The sequence below is a fragment of the Psychrobacillus sp. NEAU-3TGS genome, from assembly GCF_029955155.1.
GTDB lineage: Bacteria > Bacillota > Bacilli > Bacillales_A > Planococcaceae > Psychrobacillus.
This window is the reverse complement of sequence record NZ_JAPNOZ010000005.1, coordinates 87,653-102,461: the sequence shown is the minus strand read 5'-3', so window position 1 is coordinate 102,461 and position 14,809 is coordinate 87,653. Positions and strand designations below refer to the sequence as shown.

18 protein-coding genes are annotated in these 14,809 nt (G+C 36.6%); 10 read left to right on the top strand and 8 right to left on the bottom strand.

All coding sequences use genetic code 11. From position 1 onward, the window contains the following. Positions 1 to 3 precede the first annotated feature (3 nt). From OR571_RS04245 to OR571_RS04230, 4 genes are all read left to right on the top strand, one after another. Entirely contained in the window at positions 4 to 354 is a 351-nt protein-coding gene (locus OR571_RS04245; protein WP_282241602.1) for a DUF779 domain-containing protein, read from the top strand. A gap of 188 nt (positions 355 to 542) precedes the next feature. Beyond that, on the top strand, positions 543 to 1,556 hold the full coding sequence (locus OR571_RS04240) for a DUF1646 family protein (protein WP_282241601.1): 1,014 nt from the start codon (positions 543 to 545) through the stop codon (positions 1,554 to 1,556). Positions 1,557 to 1,672: 116 nt separating this feature from the next. Next, positions 1,673 to 2,404 (top strand): oxygen-insensitive NADPH nitroreductase, encoded by a 732-nt coding sequence (gene nfsA / locus OR571_RS04235; protein WP_282241600.1) that lies wholly within the window; start codon positions 1,673 to 1,675, stop codon positions 2,402 to 2,404. After that, on the top strand, positions 2,401 to 3,069 hold the full coding sequence (locus OR571_RS04230) for a DNA alkylation repair protein (RefSeq protein ID WP_282241599.1): 669 nt from the start codon (positions 2,401 to 2,403) through the stop codon (positions 3,067 to 3,069). The genes nfsA and OR571_RS04230 overlap by 4 nt, the downstream gene beginning before the upstream one ends. A 79-nt stretch (positions 3,070 to 3,148) precedes the next feature. Here the strand turns inward: OR571_RS04230 and OR571_RS04225 are convergent, their stop codons facing one another. The 4 genes from OR571_RS04225 to OR571_RS04210 form a co-directional block, all read right to left on the bottom strand. After that, a complete protein-coding gene (locus tag OR571_RS04225; RefSeq protein ID WP_282241598.1) occupies positions 3,149 to 4,231 on the bottom strand; it encodes a CAP domain-containing protein in 1,083 nt (360 codons plus the stop codon). Between the two features lie 17 nt (positions 4,232 to 4,248). Then, positions 4,249 to 4,785, bottom strand: coding sequence for a superoxide dismutase family protein (locus tag OR571_RS04220; RefSeq protein WP_282241597.1), 537 nt, complete (start codon positions 4,783 to 4,785; stop codon positions 4,249 to 4,251). Between the two features lie 289 nt (positions 4,786 to 5,074). Continuing rightward, the gene (locus OR571_RS04215) at positions 5,075 to 6,244 is read right to left on the bottom strand and encodes an MFS transporter (RefSeq protein WP_282241596.1); all 1,170 of its coding nucleotides are present in this window, start codon (positions 6,242 to 6,244) and stop codon (positions 5,075 to 5,077) included. A gap of 12 nt (positions 6,245 to 6,256) precedes the next feature. Then, positions 6,257 to 6,652 carry a MarR family winged helix-turn-helix transcriptional regulator gene (locus OR571_RS04210; RefSeq protein ID WP_142538128.1) on the bottom strand — a complete coding sequence of 132 codons (396 nt, stop codon included), beginning with the start codon at positions 6,650 to 6,652 and terminating at the stop codon, positions 6,257 to 6,259. On the opposite strand from OR571_RS04210, the gene OR571_RS22740 reads away from it, so the two are divergent. After that, positions 6,635 to 7,099, top strand: a complete 465-nt coding sequence (locus tag OR571_RS22740) for a hypothetical protein (protein WP_348775013.1) — start codon at positions 6,635 to 6,637, stop codon at positions 7,097 to 7,099. The genes OR571_RS04210 and OR571_RS22740 overlap by 18 nt on opposite strands. A 29-nt stretch (positions 7,100 to 7,128) precedes the next feature. On the opposite strand, the gene OR571_RS04200 is transcribed toward OR571_RS22740, so the two are convergent. After that, the gene (locus OR571_RS04200) at positions 7,129 to 7,605 is read right to left on the bottom strand and encodes a transporter (RefSeq protein ID WP_481900359.1); all 477 of its coding nucleotides are present in this window, start codon (positions 7,603 to 7,605) and stop codon (positions 7,129 to 7,131) included. Positions 7,606 to 7,679: 74 nt separating this feature from the next. Then, on the bottom strand, positions 7,680 to 8,852 hold the full coding sequence (locus OR571_RS04195) for an alanyl-tRNA editing protein (protein ID WP_282241595.1): 1,173 nt from the start codon (positions 8,850 to 8,852) through the stop codon (positions 7,680 to 7,682). 118 nt (positions 8,853 to 8,970) lie between these two features. Here OR571_RS04195 and OR571_RS04190 point away from each other — a divergent pair, with 118 nt between their 5' ends. Continuing rightward, on the top strand, positions 8,971 to 9,414 hold the full coding sequence (locus OR571_RS04190) for an ASCH domain-containing protein (protein WP_282241594.1): 444 nt from the start codon (positions 8,971 to 8,973) through the stop codon (positions 9,412 to 9,414). Between the two features lie 12 nt (positions 9,415 to 9,426). Continuing rightward, positions 9,427 to 10,080, top strand: coding sequence for a glyoxalase (locus OR571_RS04185; RefSeq protein ID WP_282241593.1), 654 nt, complete (start codon positions 9,427 to 9,429; stop codon positions 10,078 to 10,080). A 43-nt stretch (positions 10,081 to 10,123) separates the two neighbouring features. Here the strand turns inward: OR571_RS04185 and OR571_RS04180 are convergent, their stop codons facing one another. Beyond that, complete coding sequence (locus tag OR571_RS04180; protein ID WP_282241592.1) at positions 10,124 to 10,951, bottom strand: STAS domain-containing protein; 828 nt, start codon at positions 10,949 to 10,951, stop codon at positions 10,124 to 10,126. Between the two features lie 151 nt (positions 10,952 to 11,102). On the opposite strand from OR571_RS04180, the gene OR571_RS04175 reads away from it, so the two are divergent. The 3 genes from OR571_RS04175 (at position 11,103) to OR571_RS04165 (ending at position 14,254) form a co-directional block, all read left to right on the top strand. Further along, positions 11,103 to 12,119 carry a serine hydrolase domain-containing protein gene (locus OR571_RS04175; protein ID WP_282241590.1) on the top strand — a complete coding sequence of 339 codons (1,017 nt, stop codon included), beginning with the start codon at positions 11,103 to 11,105 and terminating at the stop codon, positions 12,117 to 12,119. A gap of 198 nt (positions 12,120 to 12,317) precedes the next feature. After that, positions 12,318 to 12,620 carry a DUF6509 family protein gene (locus OR571_RS04170; RefSeq protein WP_400791735.1) on the top strand — a complete coding sequence of 101 codons (303 nt, stop codon included), beginning with the start codon at positions 12,318 to 12,320 and terminating at the stop codon, positions 12,618 to 12,620. 92 nt (positions 12,621 to 12,712) lie between these two features. Continuing rightward, positions 12,713 to 14,254 (top strand): Mur ligase family protein, encoded by a 1,542-nt coding sequence (locus OR571_RS04165; RefSeq protein WP_282241588.1) that lies wholly within the window; start codon positions 12,713 to 12,715, stop codon positions 14,252 to 14,254. Between the two features lie 129 nt (positions 14,255 to 14,383). Here OR571_RS04165 and OR571_RS04160 read toward each other — a convergent pair whose 3' ends face one another. After that, entirely contained in the window at positions 14,384 to 14,737 is a 354-nt protein-coding gene (locus OR571_RS04160) for a VOC family protein (protein ID WP_282241587.1), read from the bottom strand. Positions 14,738 to 14,809: the final 72 nt, after the last annotated feature.

The window sequence follows — 14,809 nt, the reverse complement described above, 5'->3', positions numbered from 1 at the left end:
TAGATGGTTGAGCGTGTAATTGCTACAGAAGCTGCACTGGAACTTATCGAATTATTGGAAAGTAAGCATGGTTCATTAATGTTTCATCAGTCAGGTGGTTGCTGCGATGGTTCTTCTCCGATGTGCTATCCTGATGGGGACCTTATTATTGGGGATCAGGATGTATTATTAGGCAAAATTGGGGATGTTCCATTTTATATGCATAAAAGCCAGTTCGATTACTGGAAGCATACGCAGTTAATCATTGACGTGGTGGAAGGTCGAGGGGGAATGTTTTCTCTTGAAGGAGTAGAGGGGAAGCGTTTCTTAACAAGGTCTCGTGCATTTACAGAGGAAGAATATAGACTGCTATAAGTATAATAATGAGCGAATGGGAAGGGAAAAACTTCTTATTCGCTTTTCTTAATGAAAAGAGACCAATATATTGTTTAAATAGAGGAAAATATTAGTTCGAATATTGCTATAATTATGTTAAACTACTAATATTGATATTTTTAAATATTGTTTGGATATGTCTAGTTGGAAGGGAAGATTACATAGCAATGATTATTGGTTTAATTATAATACTTTTGTTCGTACTGTTTTTACCTTTTAGTGTAAAATACGTAGAGCATAACTTAGAGGTATTTTTATTCATCATGGGTATCGCAGCGGCTATTGTTAGTGGCGTATTGGACATGTCTCTAATAATAAAAGCGTTAGAAGATCCTATTAAAATTACGCTCGCTGTTTTAGTGGCAGGATTATTGTTTAAATGGCTACAAACTCCTTTAGAAAAAGGGATTCTAGGTATAAGTAATGCAATGCCTTTCCGGTTATTTAGTGCACTGATTGTTATTATTCTAGGGCTGATTTCCAGTGTGATAACGGCAATTATTGCTGCTTTAGTATTAGTATTGATCGTAAGTGTGATTAAACTGGACCGTAAATCAGAGGTAAGGCTTGTTGTATTGGCTTGTTTTTCAATCGGTCTTGGAGCAGCTTTAACTCCAATCGGAGAACCACTTTCTACGATTGCTATTAGTAGATTAGATCAAGACTTTTTCTATCTAATCCGTTTAATTGGACCAGAAATTATTTCTGCTGTTATCATTTTCGGGATATTAGCTGCTGTACTCGTAAAGCCAAAACAAAACGAAGATGGCTTATCTAGTAACCAAGAAAGCGAGTCATATAAAGAAATCATTATTCGAACCGTTAAAATTTATTTATTTGTAATGGGATTAACATTGCTTGGAGCAGGTTTTGAACCATTAATTAATAATTACTTGCTTGATTTACACCCAGCTATTTTGTATTGGATCAATATGATTTCAGCTGTTTTGGATAATGCTACGTTAGCCGCGGCTGAAATTAGTCCAGCTATGAGTGAAGAAACAATTCGAGCGATTCTTCTCGGGCTTATGATTAGTGGAGGAATGCTTATTCCTGGGAATATCCCGAATATTATTTCTGCAGGTAAACTAGGTATTCAAAGTAAAGAATGGGCGAAGTTTGGGTTCCCACTTGGACTAGCAGCAATGGTTGTCTATTTTATTGTGCTATTTGCATTCTAAATTGTTTAAGTATAAAGGGTGGATGGAAGTGTCTATGGAAGGCTCTTTTGTCCACTCTTTTCATTTTTTTCGATATACTTAAAGATAACAATTAAAAATGAAAGAGGTTTTGACAAATGGTAGAAAAATTACTCCGTTCCCATGCATCCGTTCGAAAGTATAAAGAATACACACTCACGAAAGAAGAGATCTTTGCGTTAGTTGAAACTGCACAACATGCAGCGAGTTCTCATTTCGTACAAGCATATAGTGTCATTTGGGTTACAGACGCAGCGAAAAAAGAGGAACTGGGTAGACTTTCACAAAACCCAAAACAATTTGAGACAGCAGGTGCAGCATTATTACTATGCGCCGACTTTCACCGACTTCAAGCAGCGGGGAAACTGCATAATACAGAGATTGTAATTGATACAACCGAAAATGTTTTAGTTGGAGCAGTCGATGTTGCTTTGTTTGCACAAAATTTAGTGATTGCTGCAGAATCGAAAGGATTCGGAATTTGCTTCATAGGTGGTGTGCGCAATGCCCCTACAGAAATTAGTCAATTAGTGGACTTGCCGGAAGGTGTTTTCCCGCTATTCGCTATTACTTTAGGTGTGCCAGATCAACAAAATGAAGTAAAGCCTCGTCTTCCAGTTGCTGCGGTATTACATGAAAATAGTTATGATAGTGCAAAATATGAATCGCTATTAACGGAATATGATCACACGATGGAGGAATATTACGCAAACCGTGGTTCAAATCAAAAAACAGCAAATTGGACAGAACAAATGGCAGAGTTTCTAGAAAGCCCGCGTCGTCCACATATCCGTGAATTTCTAGCGAGTAAAGGATTTCACTTAAAATGAAATGGTCAATTGAACTTGTAAAAAGCTATATGGAGCCTCATCGAAATGAAGAAAATGCAGTTCCCATGGCCGCATATATGAAAAACCTTTTTCCTTTTCTAGGCATTAAAACGCCTGAAAGGAGAATGTTGTTTCGAGCACTCGTGAAAGAGAATGAGCTTCCTAGTTTGAACACGGTACAGGAGGAAGTATGGGCACTTTTTCAATTAAAGGAACGAGAATATCATTACATAGCGATTGAATTACTTGCAAAATACCAAAAACAGTTAACAATCGAAGATCTACCTTTTTGTTTAAAGCTCATTGAAACAAATTCTTGGTGGGATAGTGTCGATGCTATTGCGCCTAAAATTGTTGGGGATATTGTGAAAATGAATAGAGTAGAAGGAGAGGCTGTCATGATGGAGTGGGCTAAGTCTGAAAATATGTGGACAAACCGTGCCTCCATTTTGCATCAGTTAAAGTATAAGCAAGAGACGAATGAAGAATTATTGTTTGCGACAATTAATCGACATGCTACCTCGAAAGAGTTTTTTATTCAGAAAGCAATTGGTTGGGTGCTAAGAGAATATGCAAAAACAAGCCCAGAGGTTGTTCGTCAGTTTGTAGAAAATACTAAGCTTGCACCGTTAAGTAAAAGAGAAGCGCTAAAACACATGAAATAACGAAAGGGGCTATCTTAAAAGGATAGCCCCAATTTTTTAGACGCTTTCAGTAGAGTTTATGTCGTCTTGTTGCTCTTTCTTACTTTGTGAAAAAGTTTTCCGTATAGTAAGGAGTAGCATCTTTGTTAAAGGCGGTACCTACACCTAGATTTCGGTAATCCGCATTTAGTATGTTTTTCCGGTGACCAATAGAATTCATCAAACCTTCATGGGCAAAAATACTGCTAGTTTGTCCATAAGCTAAGTTCTCCCCTGCGTAAGAAAAAGTTAAACCGTCCTCCTCTAGCCGATCAAAAGGAGATTTCCCTTTTAAATTCTCATGACTAAAGTAATTGTGAATGGCCATATCCTCGCTATGCTTACGGGCTGTGTTACTCACAGCTTCATCATACGTCAGAATAGATAAACCTCTAATGACCCGAGCAGAATTTGTTAAGTCAAAAAGCTGAAACTCGAATCCTGTCTTTAGTTCCTCCGAAGGTTCTCCAAAAGTCTTAGATTGATTTTTTTCCACAGATTCTTTCATAATTTGAATGGCGGTAATTGTGTTATTTTCATGTAAATCGTAAAAGAATGTCACATAATTATGATCGATAAAGTACAAATCATATTCCCCTGCATCAGGTAATATATAGATGATATTTCCTTTTTTTAATTTTTTAATCGGTTCTCCTAACTTAGCAAGAACTTCATCTCTAGTACTATCCATACTTAAACCTAAAAATGAAGAATCGGAAGGTTGATTGGTAAACATGGCATTCACTGTATTTTTGTTATCGTATGAAACCATCATAAAGTTTTGATATTCTTCATGGTAGGTATGCCAAACTAAATTATATTCATTCAAGCTCACTCGTTTTGCATTGCCATGAATTTTCTCAATGTCACTTTTCTTCATTCCGATGGTAATTTGATCTAATTCGATTCCTTCACCGGGTGTTGTTTGCTGATTGGAAGAAATATTTGTGGCTGGTTCCTCTTTTATTTCTTTCCAGTATGCTTTAGCTTCGTTCAAATAGTCCATGACCTCTATTGAATCAATCCATTCATCTACAGGTTCTAAAAAAGTAAGGTCTACATATTTTTCAGCATGCTGTTCCCATAAAGGTCTAGAAAAGAAAATGGCAACAACCAAAAGTAGCAACCAGCCTATTTTTTTCATCCAATTCACCTTCCAACCTATTTCTTAATTTCCCCACAAACTATTCGATCTCCTGAATTACCGGAAGGATCTGTCTTATAATCATCCGCATTTTCATGAATAATAATAGAGCTACCATCTGCGTCTAGTAGAGAGTTACTTTTTCCTGCAGCTAATACAACTGCCGGTGATACTGTTTCTAATTCTACTGTACCATTAGCATCGACTTCGATGTTAGGCAAATCCCCTAAGTGATAGCCTTTTGGATTTTGAAAACCATGCTCTTTATGCGTAGGATTAAAATGAGCTCCCGCAGTTTTAAAATCTGGTTTTTCACATAGCGCAGTTTCATGGAAGTGGATAGCCTTCACTCCTGGTGATAGCCCTTCTGCTTTTATGAAAATATGAACACCTTTTGCTTGATCTGTGAGGGTAGCCTGACCTACTTCTTTCCCCTCTGTGTTAAGAAGTGAAACTTGTACTTGTTCATTTGAATCTGCTCCTGCTAATGGAAAGCTGCATCCACTTAGTATGGCTATTATTAAAACGTATAAGCTAATATATTGTTTCTTCACCTGAATTCCCTCCTCAATATAAGTCCATTCAAGTCTTGCCAAATAGAGGGATTATATTCATAAATAAACGAATAAAGTGAAACTTCAATCAGTGGGGGTTTTTCGACTCACAGGACGTGCTAGTGGGACGTTGCAACACGATGTTGCGTACTTAGTCTGGGATCATTTTATCGTGCTTTTACGGGCAGTTGATCTCCCACTTATCTTTTCGCTTTTCTTAAATCTTAAAGTAGGAGTCTTACTGCTGGTTAATGCGGGGTAAATTGGAAAAGAAAAACCGTTTAGCTTTTTACGCTAAACGGTCTTTCTTCTTTTGTATTCCCATAAACAAAATAAGTGCCAAAATAACAAATACACTAGACAATAAATATAGATTTTGATAGCCAAATTGGGTAGCAATTATTCCGAGTATAAAAGATCCTACTGCTAGTCCCGTATCAAATAATGTGAAGAATGTAGCAGTCGCATATCCGCTTCTAGCGTGCGTTGTAGATTGGATAGCAAGTGTTTGAAAGCTTGGCACGACGGCTCCATAACCAAGTCCGATAAACGCTCCTGATAGTAAAAATAGGAAAGGTGAGTTCATCAAAGCAAGTAAAATTAGTCCGATAACGAAAGAAAGTAAACCAGGAATAATTATATACTTCGGTCCTTTTTCGTCAAAAATTCGTCCAGTATACGGTCGAGTTACTAGCATCACAATAGCAAATATCGCAAAAAAACTACTTGTTAAATGCAGCACCCCTTTTTGTTGTGAATAAATCGACAAATACGATAGAACACTAGCATAAGAAAAACCAACTATACAAGCATTGAGCGCAATAGGTAAAGCCTTTTTCTCAAAAAGGTCATTCCATGTCAAACGAGTTTTTGCAGAAGGAGTAGTAGGTTTCTCATCTGCTGGTATCATTAAAGCTGCTATAGCACCGATAATAAGTAAGGCAGTCAATGTAAGAAACATTGCATCATATGAGAAAGATTGAATGATGGTTAATGTAATGAAAGGCCCTACAACAACAGCTAAGTTTGTAGACATAACAAAATATCCTAGTCCTGCGCCGCGTCTAGAAATGGGAATATTATCTGCTGCCAAGGATCCACTAGCAGTTGTTGCAATACTAAAGAATATCCCTTGTACAAGGCGTAAAACTAATAAAGCCTCAAAGGGTTCGACAAAATAATAGAGTGCCGTACATAGCAGGTAGAGAAAGAAGGTAGTCCAAAGTACTTTACGCTTACCGATTAAGTCCAGTATCTTTCCGGAGAATGGTCGCACTATAATTGCGGAGATTAAAAATATCGTCATTAATAAACCTGCATCTTCATCCGATCGAGACAAAACATCTGTGGCATAGAGGGGAAGGGCGGATACTAAACCATAAAATATAATAAAAATAGAAAAGTTTGTAGCAAACAAACTGATAAATGCTTTTGTCCATATAGGTTCTTTTTTGTTCACATGTATTACTCCTTATTTAATTTTGCGTAATAGCTCGATCAATATAGTCTCTTCTTCCTTTGTAAGACCTTCGACCATTCTATCTTCAAATTCCAAAATAGATTCTTTTATAGCAGAGAAGTCCTGAGAAGCCTTTTCTGATAAACGTACAATTTTTTCACGACGATCTTTTCCAGGACGTATATCAATCCATCCAAGCTCAACTAAACGATAAACGGTGCGAGTAATGGTTGGCGCTTCCACATTTAAATACTTCCAAATTTGTGTCAGTGACATTTCCCCATGTTTTTGAATGGTGTAGAGAACTGTCCATTGGGAAGCATATAAATTGTGTTTTTTTAAAGTAACATTTATTTCATTTGTTAAAAAACGTGTTTTCTGAAAAAGCTCATGAAAAAGTGGGTTCATCGATTAAAAGGCTCCTTTTTTAAATTGTTAAAGAAATATATTTACCTAGCTAAATATATTTTACTACGATTGATGCAATCTGTAAAGAAAGATAAAAAGAGGATTGCATTGAATGAGGAAGACATGTCCAAACTGATTAGAAAGATGAAAACAAGGAGACAAAGTGATATGACAGAATTTCCTATAATCCACACGAATATTTGGGACTCTCTTTGGGCGGTGCCAGTTATCGTTGTGTTAACTGAAATTTTAAAAAGAATGCTACCTATTCGTCCGCAATACATATCTACTATTGCCACGTCTATTGGACTTATCATTTCTATTTTTATAAGCCATCCGCATAATTTATCGGCAGGTATTTTTATGGGTTTTTTCTACAGTGGTGCAGCGATAGGATCTTATTCTTCTATTAAAACTTCCATTATGGCTTACCGTAATCGTGCATAAAAAACCGAGCATCTCTGCCCGGTTTTACTTTAGAAACATTGAAAAGATGAGATTCTATTTAAATCTGTTCCATAATACGTCCACATACGTCCGGTCCATCTAAAGCCAGCTACCGATCTTCTACCAACAAAGGTTGGATAAAACCAGAAAGAGTTACCGTTTATGAGCCAGATGTACGTATTTCGGAATAAACAACCCCTTATAGCACCCGGATCAACCGCAAAAGCTGATACAGATTGCTGCTGACGTTGCGGCGTAAATGACGGCGGTGGGTTAGTTGGTGGATTTCCTTCTGGGTTTTGTTGCTGCCCTGGTGGAAAACTAGGGGGAAATGAAGGTCCTTGTTGCCCCGGAAATTGCCCGGGAAATTGACTCGGAAATTGTCCAGGGAAACGACCAGGGAACTGATCTATTGGTGGCATCATTGGCATCGTATTACCCGGGAAACGTGTACTACCTGAAGAAAATGGGTTTTGATCTTGTGGAAATGGAAATTGATTGTTCAACGCAAAAATCCTCCTTTTCTTACATTGTCAAATTAGTATATGGGGGGAGGATTTTTATGGAACGGTGATTTGCCTTATCGAATATAAAAAAGTGCTTTTTCAATTAATTGTTCGCTGGATATTATGTTATCTCCTCCTCCTTGTGCCATTTTTTCATTGCCTCCTCCTTTCCCATTTAGGTAGGGAAGAACATTTGCAACTAATTCTTTCATGTTTTGTTCTACCAAGTCGCCTTTTGCAGCTACTATTTGTAGTTTGTGTTCATTTTCCGAAACAAATAAGCAAGTTGTTTCAGGTGAGCTAGCTACTACTTTCCGTGCTAATTTCTGCAATGCTTGAATAGTACGGTTATGAAAAGTGGCTGTAATAATCGATGTTTTAGCTTTCGATAGTAGTTCTTTTGCTTCGTGATGTATGCGCGTATCTTTTAATTCATTTATTTGTTTTTCAAAAGCTTTTCCGTTGTCTAGCAATGTCTTTGCTGCATCGGGTAGCTTCTCTTCTGGTGCATTTAAGGTGTTTATTAAATTTAGCAAAACCTGTTGCTTGCGATGTAAATGCGCAAGGACCCTTTCTCCGCAAATGAATTCTACTCGGATATGGCTTTTTTGTTTTTCTGTTCGTAGTATTTTAACGAGTCTAACTTGTCCTGTTGTTTCAGGGTGGGTACCGCCACAAGCGTTGTAATCGAAATCAGGTATGATAACGAGTCGTATATCTTCTGTTAAAGTAGTTGCTTTTCGTAGCTTGTACTGCTTAAGCTCTTCTAAAGTAACCCACTTCGCGTCGATTGGTCGATTTTCCATAATGATTTGATTGGCTAGCTTTTCAGCTTCATTTAATTGTTCTTCAGTAACGATAGACGATTCTAAATCGATTGTTGCGCTTTCTTTCCCTAAGTGAAAACTAATCGTTTGGAATCCAAATAAGCTTTCAAATGCAGCGGATAATATATGCTGTCCGGCATGTTGCTGCATGTGATCAAACCGTCTATCCCAATTGATAGAGCCTTCCACTGTTTCTGTATTTACTTGTAATGGTTCCGCCAGAAAATGTCTGATTTCCCCGTCGATTATTCCCACATCCACAACCGGAATTCCATTTAATGTACCTGTATCATGTGGCTGTCCACCACCAGTAGGGTAGAATGCAGTTTCTGAAAGGATGACGTAATCCTGTTCCTGTTTAATGACTCGAGCAGAAAATGTTTGGATATATGGGTTTTCATAATATAACTTTTTAGACATGGGTCATTCACTCCTTCTATCGTTTATATTAAGAGTAATCCTACTATTTGCAATAGTAATTGTACAATTGTTTTAATATACTGATAGTATAAAGGAACAAAGAATTGAGGAATTTATAATGAATGTACAAGCGCAAAATTATTGGATTTCCTTTTGGGAAGGAAAAGAAATGCCTGAATCTGTTAGTGCATGGCAATTCGGAGGAAGTCCAGATGAATTAGTCCAACTTGTTGTAGACGGAGTAAAATCAGCAACCTGTTCCGGGCATATATTTTATGAGATAGAAAATGAGGCTCTACCAAAAGTAGATGACTATAGTATTGTATTAAACAGCAAAGATGAACCTATTTGCATCATACGAACTTCCGAAGTAAGCATAATGCCTATGAATGAGGTTCCAGTTGATTTTGCATACGCAGAAGGAGAAGGAGATCGTTCCTACAAGTATTGGCGTGATGTGCATATCGAATTTTTTACAAAGGAGCTCAAAGAAGTAGGAATAACGTTTTCTGAGGATATGCTTTTAGTTTGTGAGCGTTTTGAATTGATAGACGTCAAATAATGGGGTGAAAAAATGTTTCGAGCAGTTAAGTTATATACTGATAAACTAAAACAACTTAAGGGCTTCTATGGAAATGTATTAGGGCTTACTATTCTTGAATCAGGGGATGAGTTTTTCAAGTTATCTATCGGTACGTCCACATTAACTTTTCAGCAGTCTTCTAAAAATACTGTATACCATTTTGCTATTAATATTCCGGGAAATCAGTTTACCCTTGCAAAGTATTGGGCAAAAGAAAGAGTTACATTAAATAGAGAAGATGCAGTGGATGAAATTTACTATTCTCGTTTTAATGCAGATGCATTTTACTTTGAAGATCCGGCAGGCAATATAATCGAACTAATTGCAAGGCGACATGTAGATAAATGGAGTGATTTCAGTAGTGATTCTCTTTTAAACCTAAGTGAGGTCAGTATAACTACTCCTTTTGTCCAGGAGGTAGGGGAACAATTACAAGCTATTGGTGTACATGTTTCAGGACACGTGGATATCGATCCCAAAGAGCTTAACTTTCTAGGGAGTAAGGATACATTTATTTTATTGGTCCCGCCAAACAGAAGATGGTATTTTTCTAAAAAAATAAGTATCACTTCGCCTATTGAAATAGAATTTACAGATGGTCAAACGATTAGTATGTCGGAAGATGGGAAAATAAATGTAATATAACGAAAAAGACTAATACGCTACCCTAGCAGTATTAGTCGCTTTCTTAGTTGGAATTCTCTTTCAAAGCTTGCATTAAACTTGAATAGGTTTTAATGCTTGTTAAATCGATTTCAAGTGAAAGAATAGATTGTGCTAATTCTGGGCGAATACCTGAATAAATCGCTTCTACACCGATAAGTTTAAGCGCTATTAATAATTGGTATAACTGATTGGCAACCATCGAATCTAATACTGGTACTGCTGAAAAATCGATAAAAATAGTTTTCAGTTTTTTGGATGAGCTTTGGGCTAAAGTAGATTCGAATATTATTTTGGCTCTTTCATCATCAATACTACCAACGAGTGGCAATACACCAATACCTTCTTTAATAGGAATGACAGTGCTGCTAAGTTCTGTGATTAATGCCTGATTAGCAACCAGGATCTTTTGAGAATATTCATGGTGGTGCTTAGCAAAAATATCCACAATATAATCGATAGCCGAATTCATCAAATCAGACCAAATGGCCACTTCAATACCAGAAACTTTCTCATCGGTCTGTTCAATAAACATTTCTACATAATTCCAGAATATTTTTCTGACCTTGTTGAACCCGTGAACACTTTCATATAAAGGAAAGGATTCTTCTACTCGCATCTCCGCCACCTGGAAAGCACGATTTTCTATATACGCTCGAAAGTCCTTTTTATCTTGGATGTACACGGAGGAAATTGCCTCAATAAGGGAACCATTTTCAGTTCTCAGAAATACTTCAGTATCGGTTGTAGCATAAGAGGGATTGTCCAAAAGCTTACTCGCTAGCCAATCTTCCGTTATTTTTGATTTGTTTTCAATGATAAAATTATATAGCTCCTTGTTTAAGTCACTCATTTTATGCATTCTCCTTCTCCGATCCTTCTTGTAAGTATATTGTAGAATACTCCTAACTTATATTCTAGTTAAGAATGTGCGAGGACTTAGAATAATAGTGTACAATGAAAAGAACAATAGTTTTTTGAAAATTACAAAGCGGGTGATGTGAATGGGAAATGATCTAAAGGAACAAATTGAACATACTCAAAAAGAAATTGGTTTTTCAGGATCCATCCTTGTAAAACAGAGAGAACAAGTGCTTGCTAAAAGTAGTTATGGATATGCCAATCGAGCAGATAAATTAGACAATGAGATAAGCACACGATTTGGAATAGCATCGGGATGCAAAATATTTACAGCAGTAGCTATTAGCCGACTTGTAGAAGAGGGTAAGCTTTCGTTCGATAGTAAATTAAAGGAATGCCTAGACATCTCCTTTCCAAATTTCAATGAAAATATTACAATTCATCATCTTCTGACTCATACTTCGGGCATTCCTGACTATTTCGATGAGGAGATAATGGATGACTTTGAGGAATTATGGATAGAAAAGCCAATGTATCACATGAGACGTCTTCAAGATTTTTTACCATTCTTCCAACATGCCCAAATGAAGTTTAGCCCAGGCGAGAAATTTCACTATAATAATGCTGGTTTTATCGTGCTCGGTTTAATCATCGAACAAGCAAGTGGCCTTGAATTTAAGGATTATGTACAAAAATCCATTTTTGAAAAAGCAGAGATGACGGATTCAGGTTATTTCGCATTAGACTCTCTTCCAGCAAAAACAGCATTCGGCTATCTGGAGCACGAGGATGGAACATGGAAAACTAATATGTACTCTATTCCTGTTCAAGGTGGTTCAGATGGGGGAGCCTTTGTAACGGTTGGGGATATGCTGAAGTTTTGGGATGCTCTTGTGAATTATAGATTATTAAGTGGGTCATTGACGAAAACATTATTGACACCTCATGTACAGGAAGAAGCGGATGATTTTTATGGCTATGGGGTATGGATAAAGAAAAAAGAGGATACTATTTTTAAGTATCATTTGATGGGATATGATCCAGGGGTAAGCTTTCATTCATCCTATTATCCAGAAATAGATGCTAGCCTTGCGGTGTGTGCAAATATTTCTAGTGGTGCATATAAGATTATGAGTGAAATAGAGGGAAGATTAAATTGATTTTTTCGTTCCTTACTTTTTTATATGGATAACGGTAAAAAGAATAGAATACAGCGCTTTTCCTAATACTAGTATGTAGGAGACAAGTGGTACTGTGTTTCACGGGTTTTTCCTCTTCTGCTATATATAATCTTTATAGCAATAACATATAAATTGGATTATTTTATTTACAAAACATGATAAACTGTATAAACGGAGGTGGACTTTTTGAAAATAACATCCTATGAGGTTGAAAAAATAAAAGACCCAACAGGCATTATTACGGGCGATCGCTATGAGTTTTTATTGGGGATCGAAGTGCCGGAAGATGACGAGTTATTTGATGAGGACAGCTCATTGGATTTACGAGTAATTTTAGCAGTTGTAGAAACAGAAGAAAGAATCGTACAATATCATTTCTTGAATCGAAGCAATGGCAAAGTACTAGACTTTGGACTTGAAGAGGAAGAAGAAGTGGAAGTTCTTGCTTTTTGTAAAGAACATTATAACGAAGCAATTTAAAACCGAGAAGGGACGTTCTTCTCGGTTTTCTTCTTTTGTAAATTGGGGTAAACTGAAATATACAATGATTTCACAAAAAGGTGGCCACATTAATGGAAATAACCAAGTTAATGGAACATATCAAGATAACTGAAGTAAAAAATGCAAAACAAATAGAAATAACAGGACTTGCTTATAATTCACGTAAGGTGGAAGAAGGACAAGTGTTTGTTTGTATAAAAGGGTTTAAGGTAGATGGACACCAGTTTGCTGGACAAGCAGTTGAAAATGGAGCGGTAGCACTTGTAGTAGAGGACTTTATAGAAAGTTTGGAAGTACCTCAGTACAAAGTAGAAAACGGTCGAATTGCACTTGCCACACTTGCAGATGCATTTTATGATCACCCAACAAGAAAATTAAAAACGATTGGCATTACTGCGACAAACGGGAAGACTTCCACTTCGTTTATGACAAATGCTATATTAGAAAACCACGGTTTGAAAACAGGATTAATGGGCACCGTTGTGGTGAAAATCGGTGATTATGCAGAACCATCTGAGCTGACGACACCTGAATCTTTAGATTTACAACGGTTTTATGCACAAATGGTGGAAGAGGATGTATCACATGCGACGATGGAGGTATCTTCATCTGCACTTGAATTGAATCGTGTAGGCTGCGTGGATTTTGATATTGTTACTTTGAATAATATTAGTCGCGAGCATATCGATTTACATTCGTCATTTGAAAATTATTTTGAACATAAATCTAGTCTTATCCGGAACGCTGGTGAGGATAAAATAGCAATCTTAAACTTAGATGATACGTATTCGGCCTCTCTTGTAGACCAAACAAAAGCGGAAGTCATCACTTATGGTGTAGAAGAACAGTCTGCAGATGTAACTTGCAAAAACCTCGATTTATCAACTGGTCGAGCAAAATTCACAGTAGTCATTTCTAAAGATATAGTTACGAAGGATCTTGTGATTCCAAAACAACAATTCCAAATTGAACTTTCTACACCAGGTTTCCACTCTGTATATAATTCGATCGTTAGTATCATTATTGGCTTATTATGCGAAGTGCCTGTTGAAACGATTCAAAAGAGCCTAAAAGAGTTTGTGGGAGTGGAACGCCGTTTCGAAATCATCTTTGAGGATGATTTTAAAATTATCGATGACCACTTTGCAAATAGCGGGAACATAGATATTACGTTAGGTACATTAGAAAGAATGGATTTTAACCGTATTTGTCTTGTGTATGCAATAAGAGGAGATCGAGGAGTTACCGTGAATAGAGAGAATGCGGAGACAATTGCGAAATGGGCGCCTAGACTAGGGATACATGAAGTGATAGCTACATTAAGCCGTTCGCATGTAACTCAAAAGGATGTTGTCTCAGATAGCGAACTTGCAGTATTTGAAGAAGTAATGGAAGAAGCAGGGATTAATGTTCGTTTATATGAGGAATTGCCAAGTGCAATAGAACAAGGTCTACAGAACATTGAAGAAGGTGATCTTGTATTACTTGCAGGCTGCCAGGGAATGGATTACGGTGCAAAAATAGCATTAGAACAACTGGAAACAATTCGACCAAATGTAGACAAAAAGAAATTATTTCAAGCACTTGAAAAACGTGTAGCTGGTAATTCATAATAACGAAAAAAGACCGATAATAAGTATAATATTTTTGGCTTCCATTGAATTAGTAGAACTCACAGTATATCTTACAAATAGCCCAGTGCCTAACTGGGCTATTTTATTAAAATACCCTTTAACTTAAAATCAACATTCACAAATCATTATTACATTTCCATCAGGGTCTTTGAAATTAAAATAATGATTATGTTCTATTTCTGTAATCAAATTTACTCCCTTTTTACGCATATAATGAAATGCTTCTTCAATATTTTTAGTATTTAAGTGGAATGCTGGTGTTTTAAAAATTCTTTCCTCTGAATAAATTTTGCTATCCAATACAATCCCTGTACCTTCCATAGGAATAACGTAAAGGTGACCAAACTGAATTTTTCCTTCTATTTTTAATCCTAAAATATCAGAGTACCAATCTCTCGCGTTCTCTATATTGCTTACAGGAATAAATACTGTTCCGATTTGATTTAAGATAGGATTATTCATAGAAACACCCCTTGAAATTTTTTTATATTTTAATATTCCATCTATCTAATATAAAATCCTGTCTCTTTTAAA

What these genes read in the sequence shown, in the direction of transcription:
- OR571_RS04245 (WP_282241602.1), top strand. Translation starts at nt 4, where the DNA reads ATGGTTGAGCGTGTAATTGCTACAGAAGCTGCACTGGAACTTATCGAA.
- OR571_RS04240 (WP_282241601.1), top strand. Translation starts at nt 543, where the DNA reads ATGATTATTGGTTTAATTATAATACTTTTGTTCGTACTGTTTTTACCT.
- nfsA (WP_282241600.1), top strand. Translation starts at nt 1,673, where the DNA reads ATGGTAGAAAAATTACTCCGTTCCCATGCATCCGTTCGAAAGTATAAA.
- OR571_RS04230 (WP_282241599.1), top strand. Translation starts at nt 2,401, where the DNA reads ATGAAATGGTCAATTGAACTTGTAAAAAGCTATATGGAGCCTCATCGA.
- OR571_RS04225 (WP_282241598.1), bottom strand. Translation starts at nt 4,231, where the DNA reads ATGAAAAAAATAGGCTGGTTGCTACTTTTGGTTGTTGCCATTTTCTTT.
- OR571_RS22740 (WP_348775013.1), top strand. Translation starts at nt 6,635, where the DNA reads ATGAAAAAGTGGGTTCATCGATTAAAAGGCTCCTTTTTTAAATTGTTA.
- OR571_RS04210 (WP_142538128.1), bottom strand. Translation starts at nt 6,652, where the DNA reads ATGAACCCACTTTTTCATGAGCTTTTTCAGAAAACACGTTTTTTAACA.
- OR571_RS04195 (WP_282241595.1), bottom strand. Translation starts at nt 8,852, where the DNA reads ATGTCTAAAAAGTTATATTATGAAAACCCATATATCCAAACATTTTCT.
- OR571_RS04190 (WP_282241594.1), top strand. Translation starts at nt 8,971, where the DNA reads ATGAATGTACAAGCGCAAAATTATTGGATTTCCTTTTGGGAAGGAAAA.
- OR571_RS04185 (WP_282241593.1), top strand. Translation starts at nt 9,427, where the DNA reads ATGTTTCGAGCAGTTAAGTTATATACTGATAAACTAAAACAACTTAAG.
- OR571_RS04180 (WP_282241592.1), bottom strand. Translation starts at nt 10,951, where the DNA reads ATGAGTGACTTAAACAAGGAGCTATATAATTTTATCATTGAAAACAAA.
- OR571_RS04175 (WP_282241590.1), top strand. Translation starts at nt 11,103, where the DNA reads ATGGGAAATGATCTAAAGGAACAAATTGAACATACTCAAAAAGAAATT.
- OR571_RS04165 (WP_282241588.1), top strand. Translation starts at nt 12,713, where the DNA reads ATGGAAATAACCAAGTTAATGGAACATATCAAGATAACTGAAGTAAAA.
- OR571_RS04160 (WP_282241587.1), bottom strand. Translation starts at nt 14,737, where the DNA reads ATGAATAATCCTATCTTAAATCAAATCGGAACAGTATTTATTCCTGTA.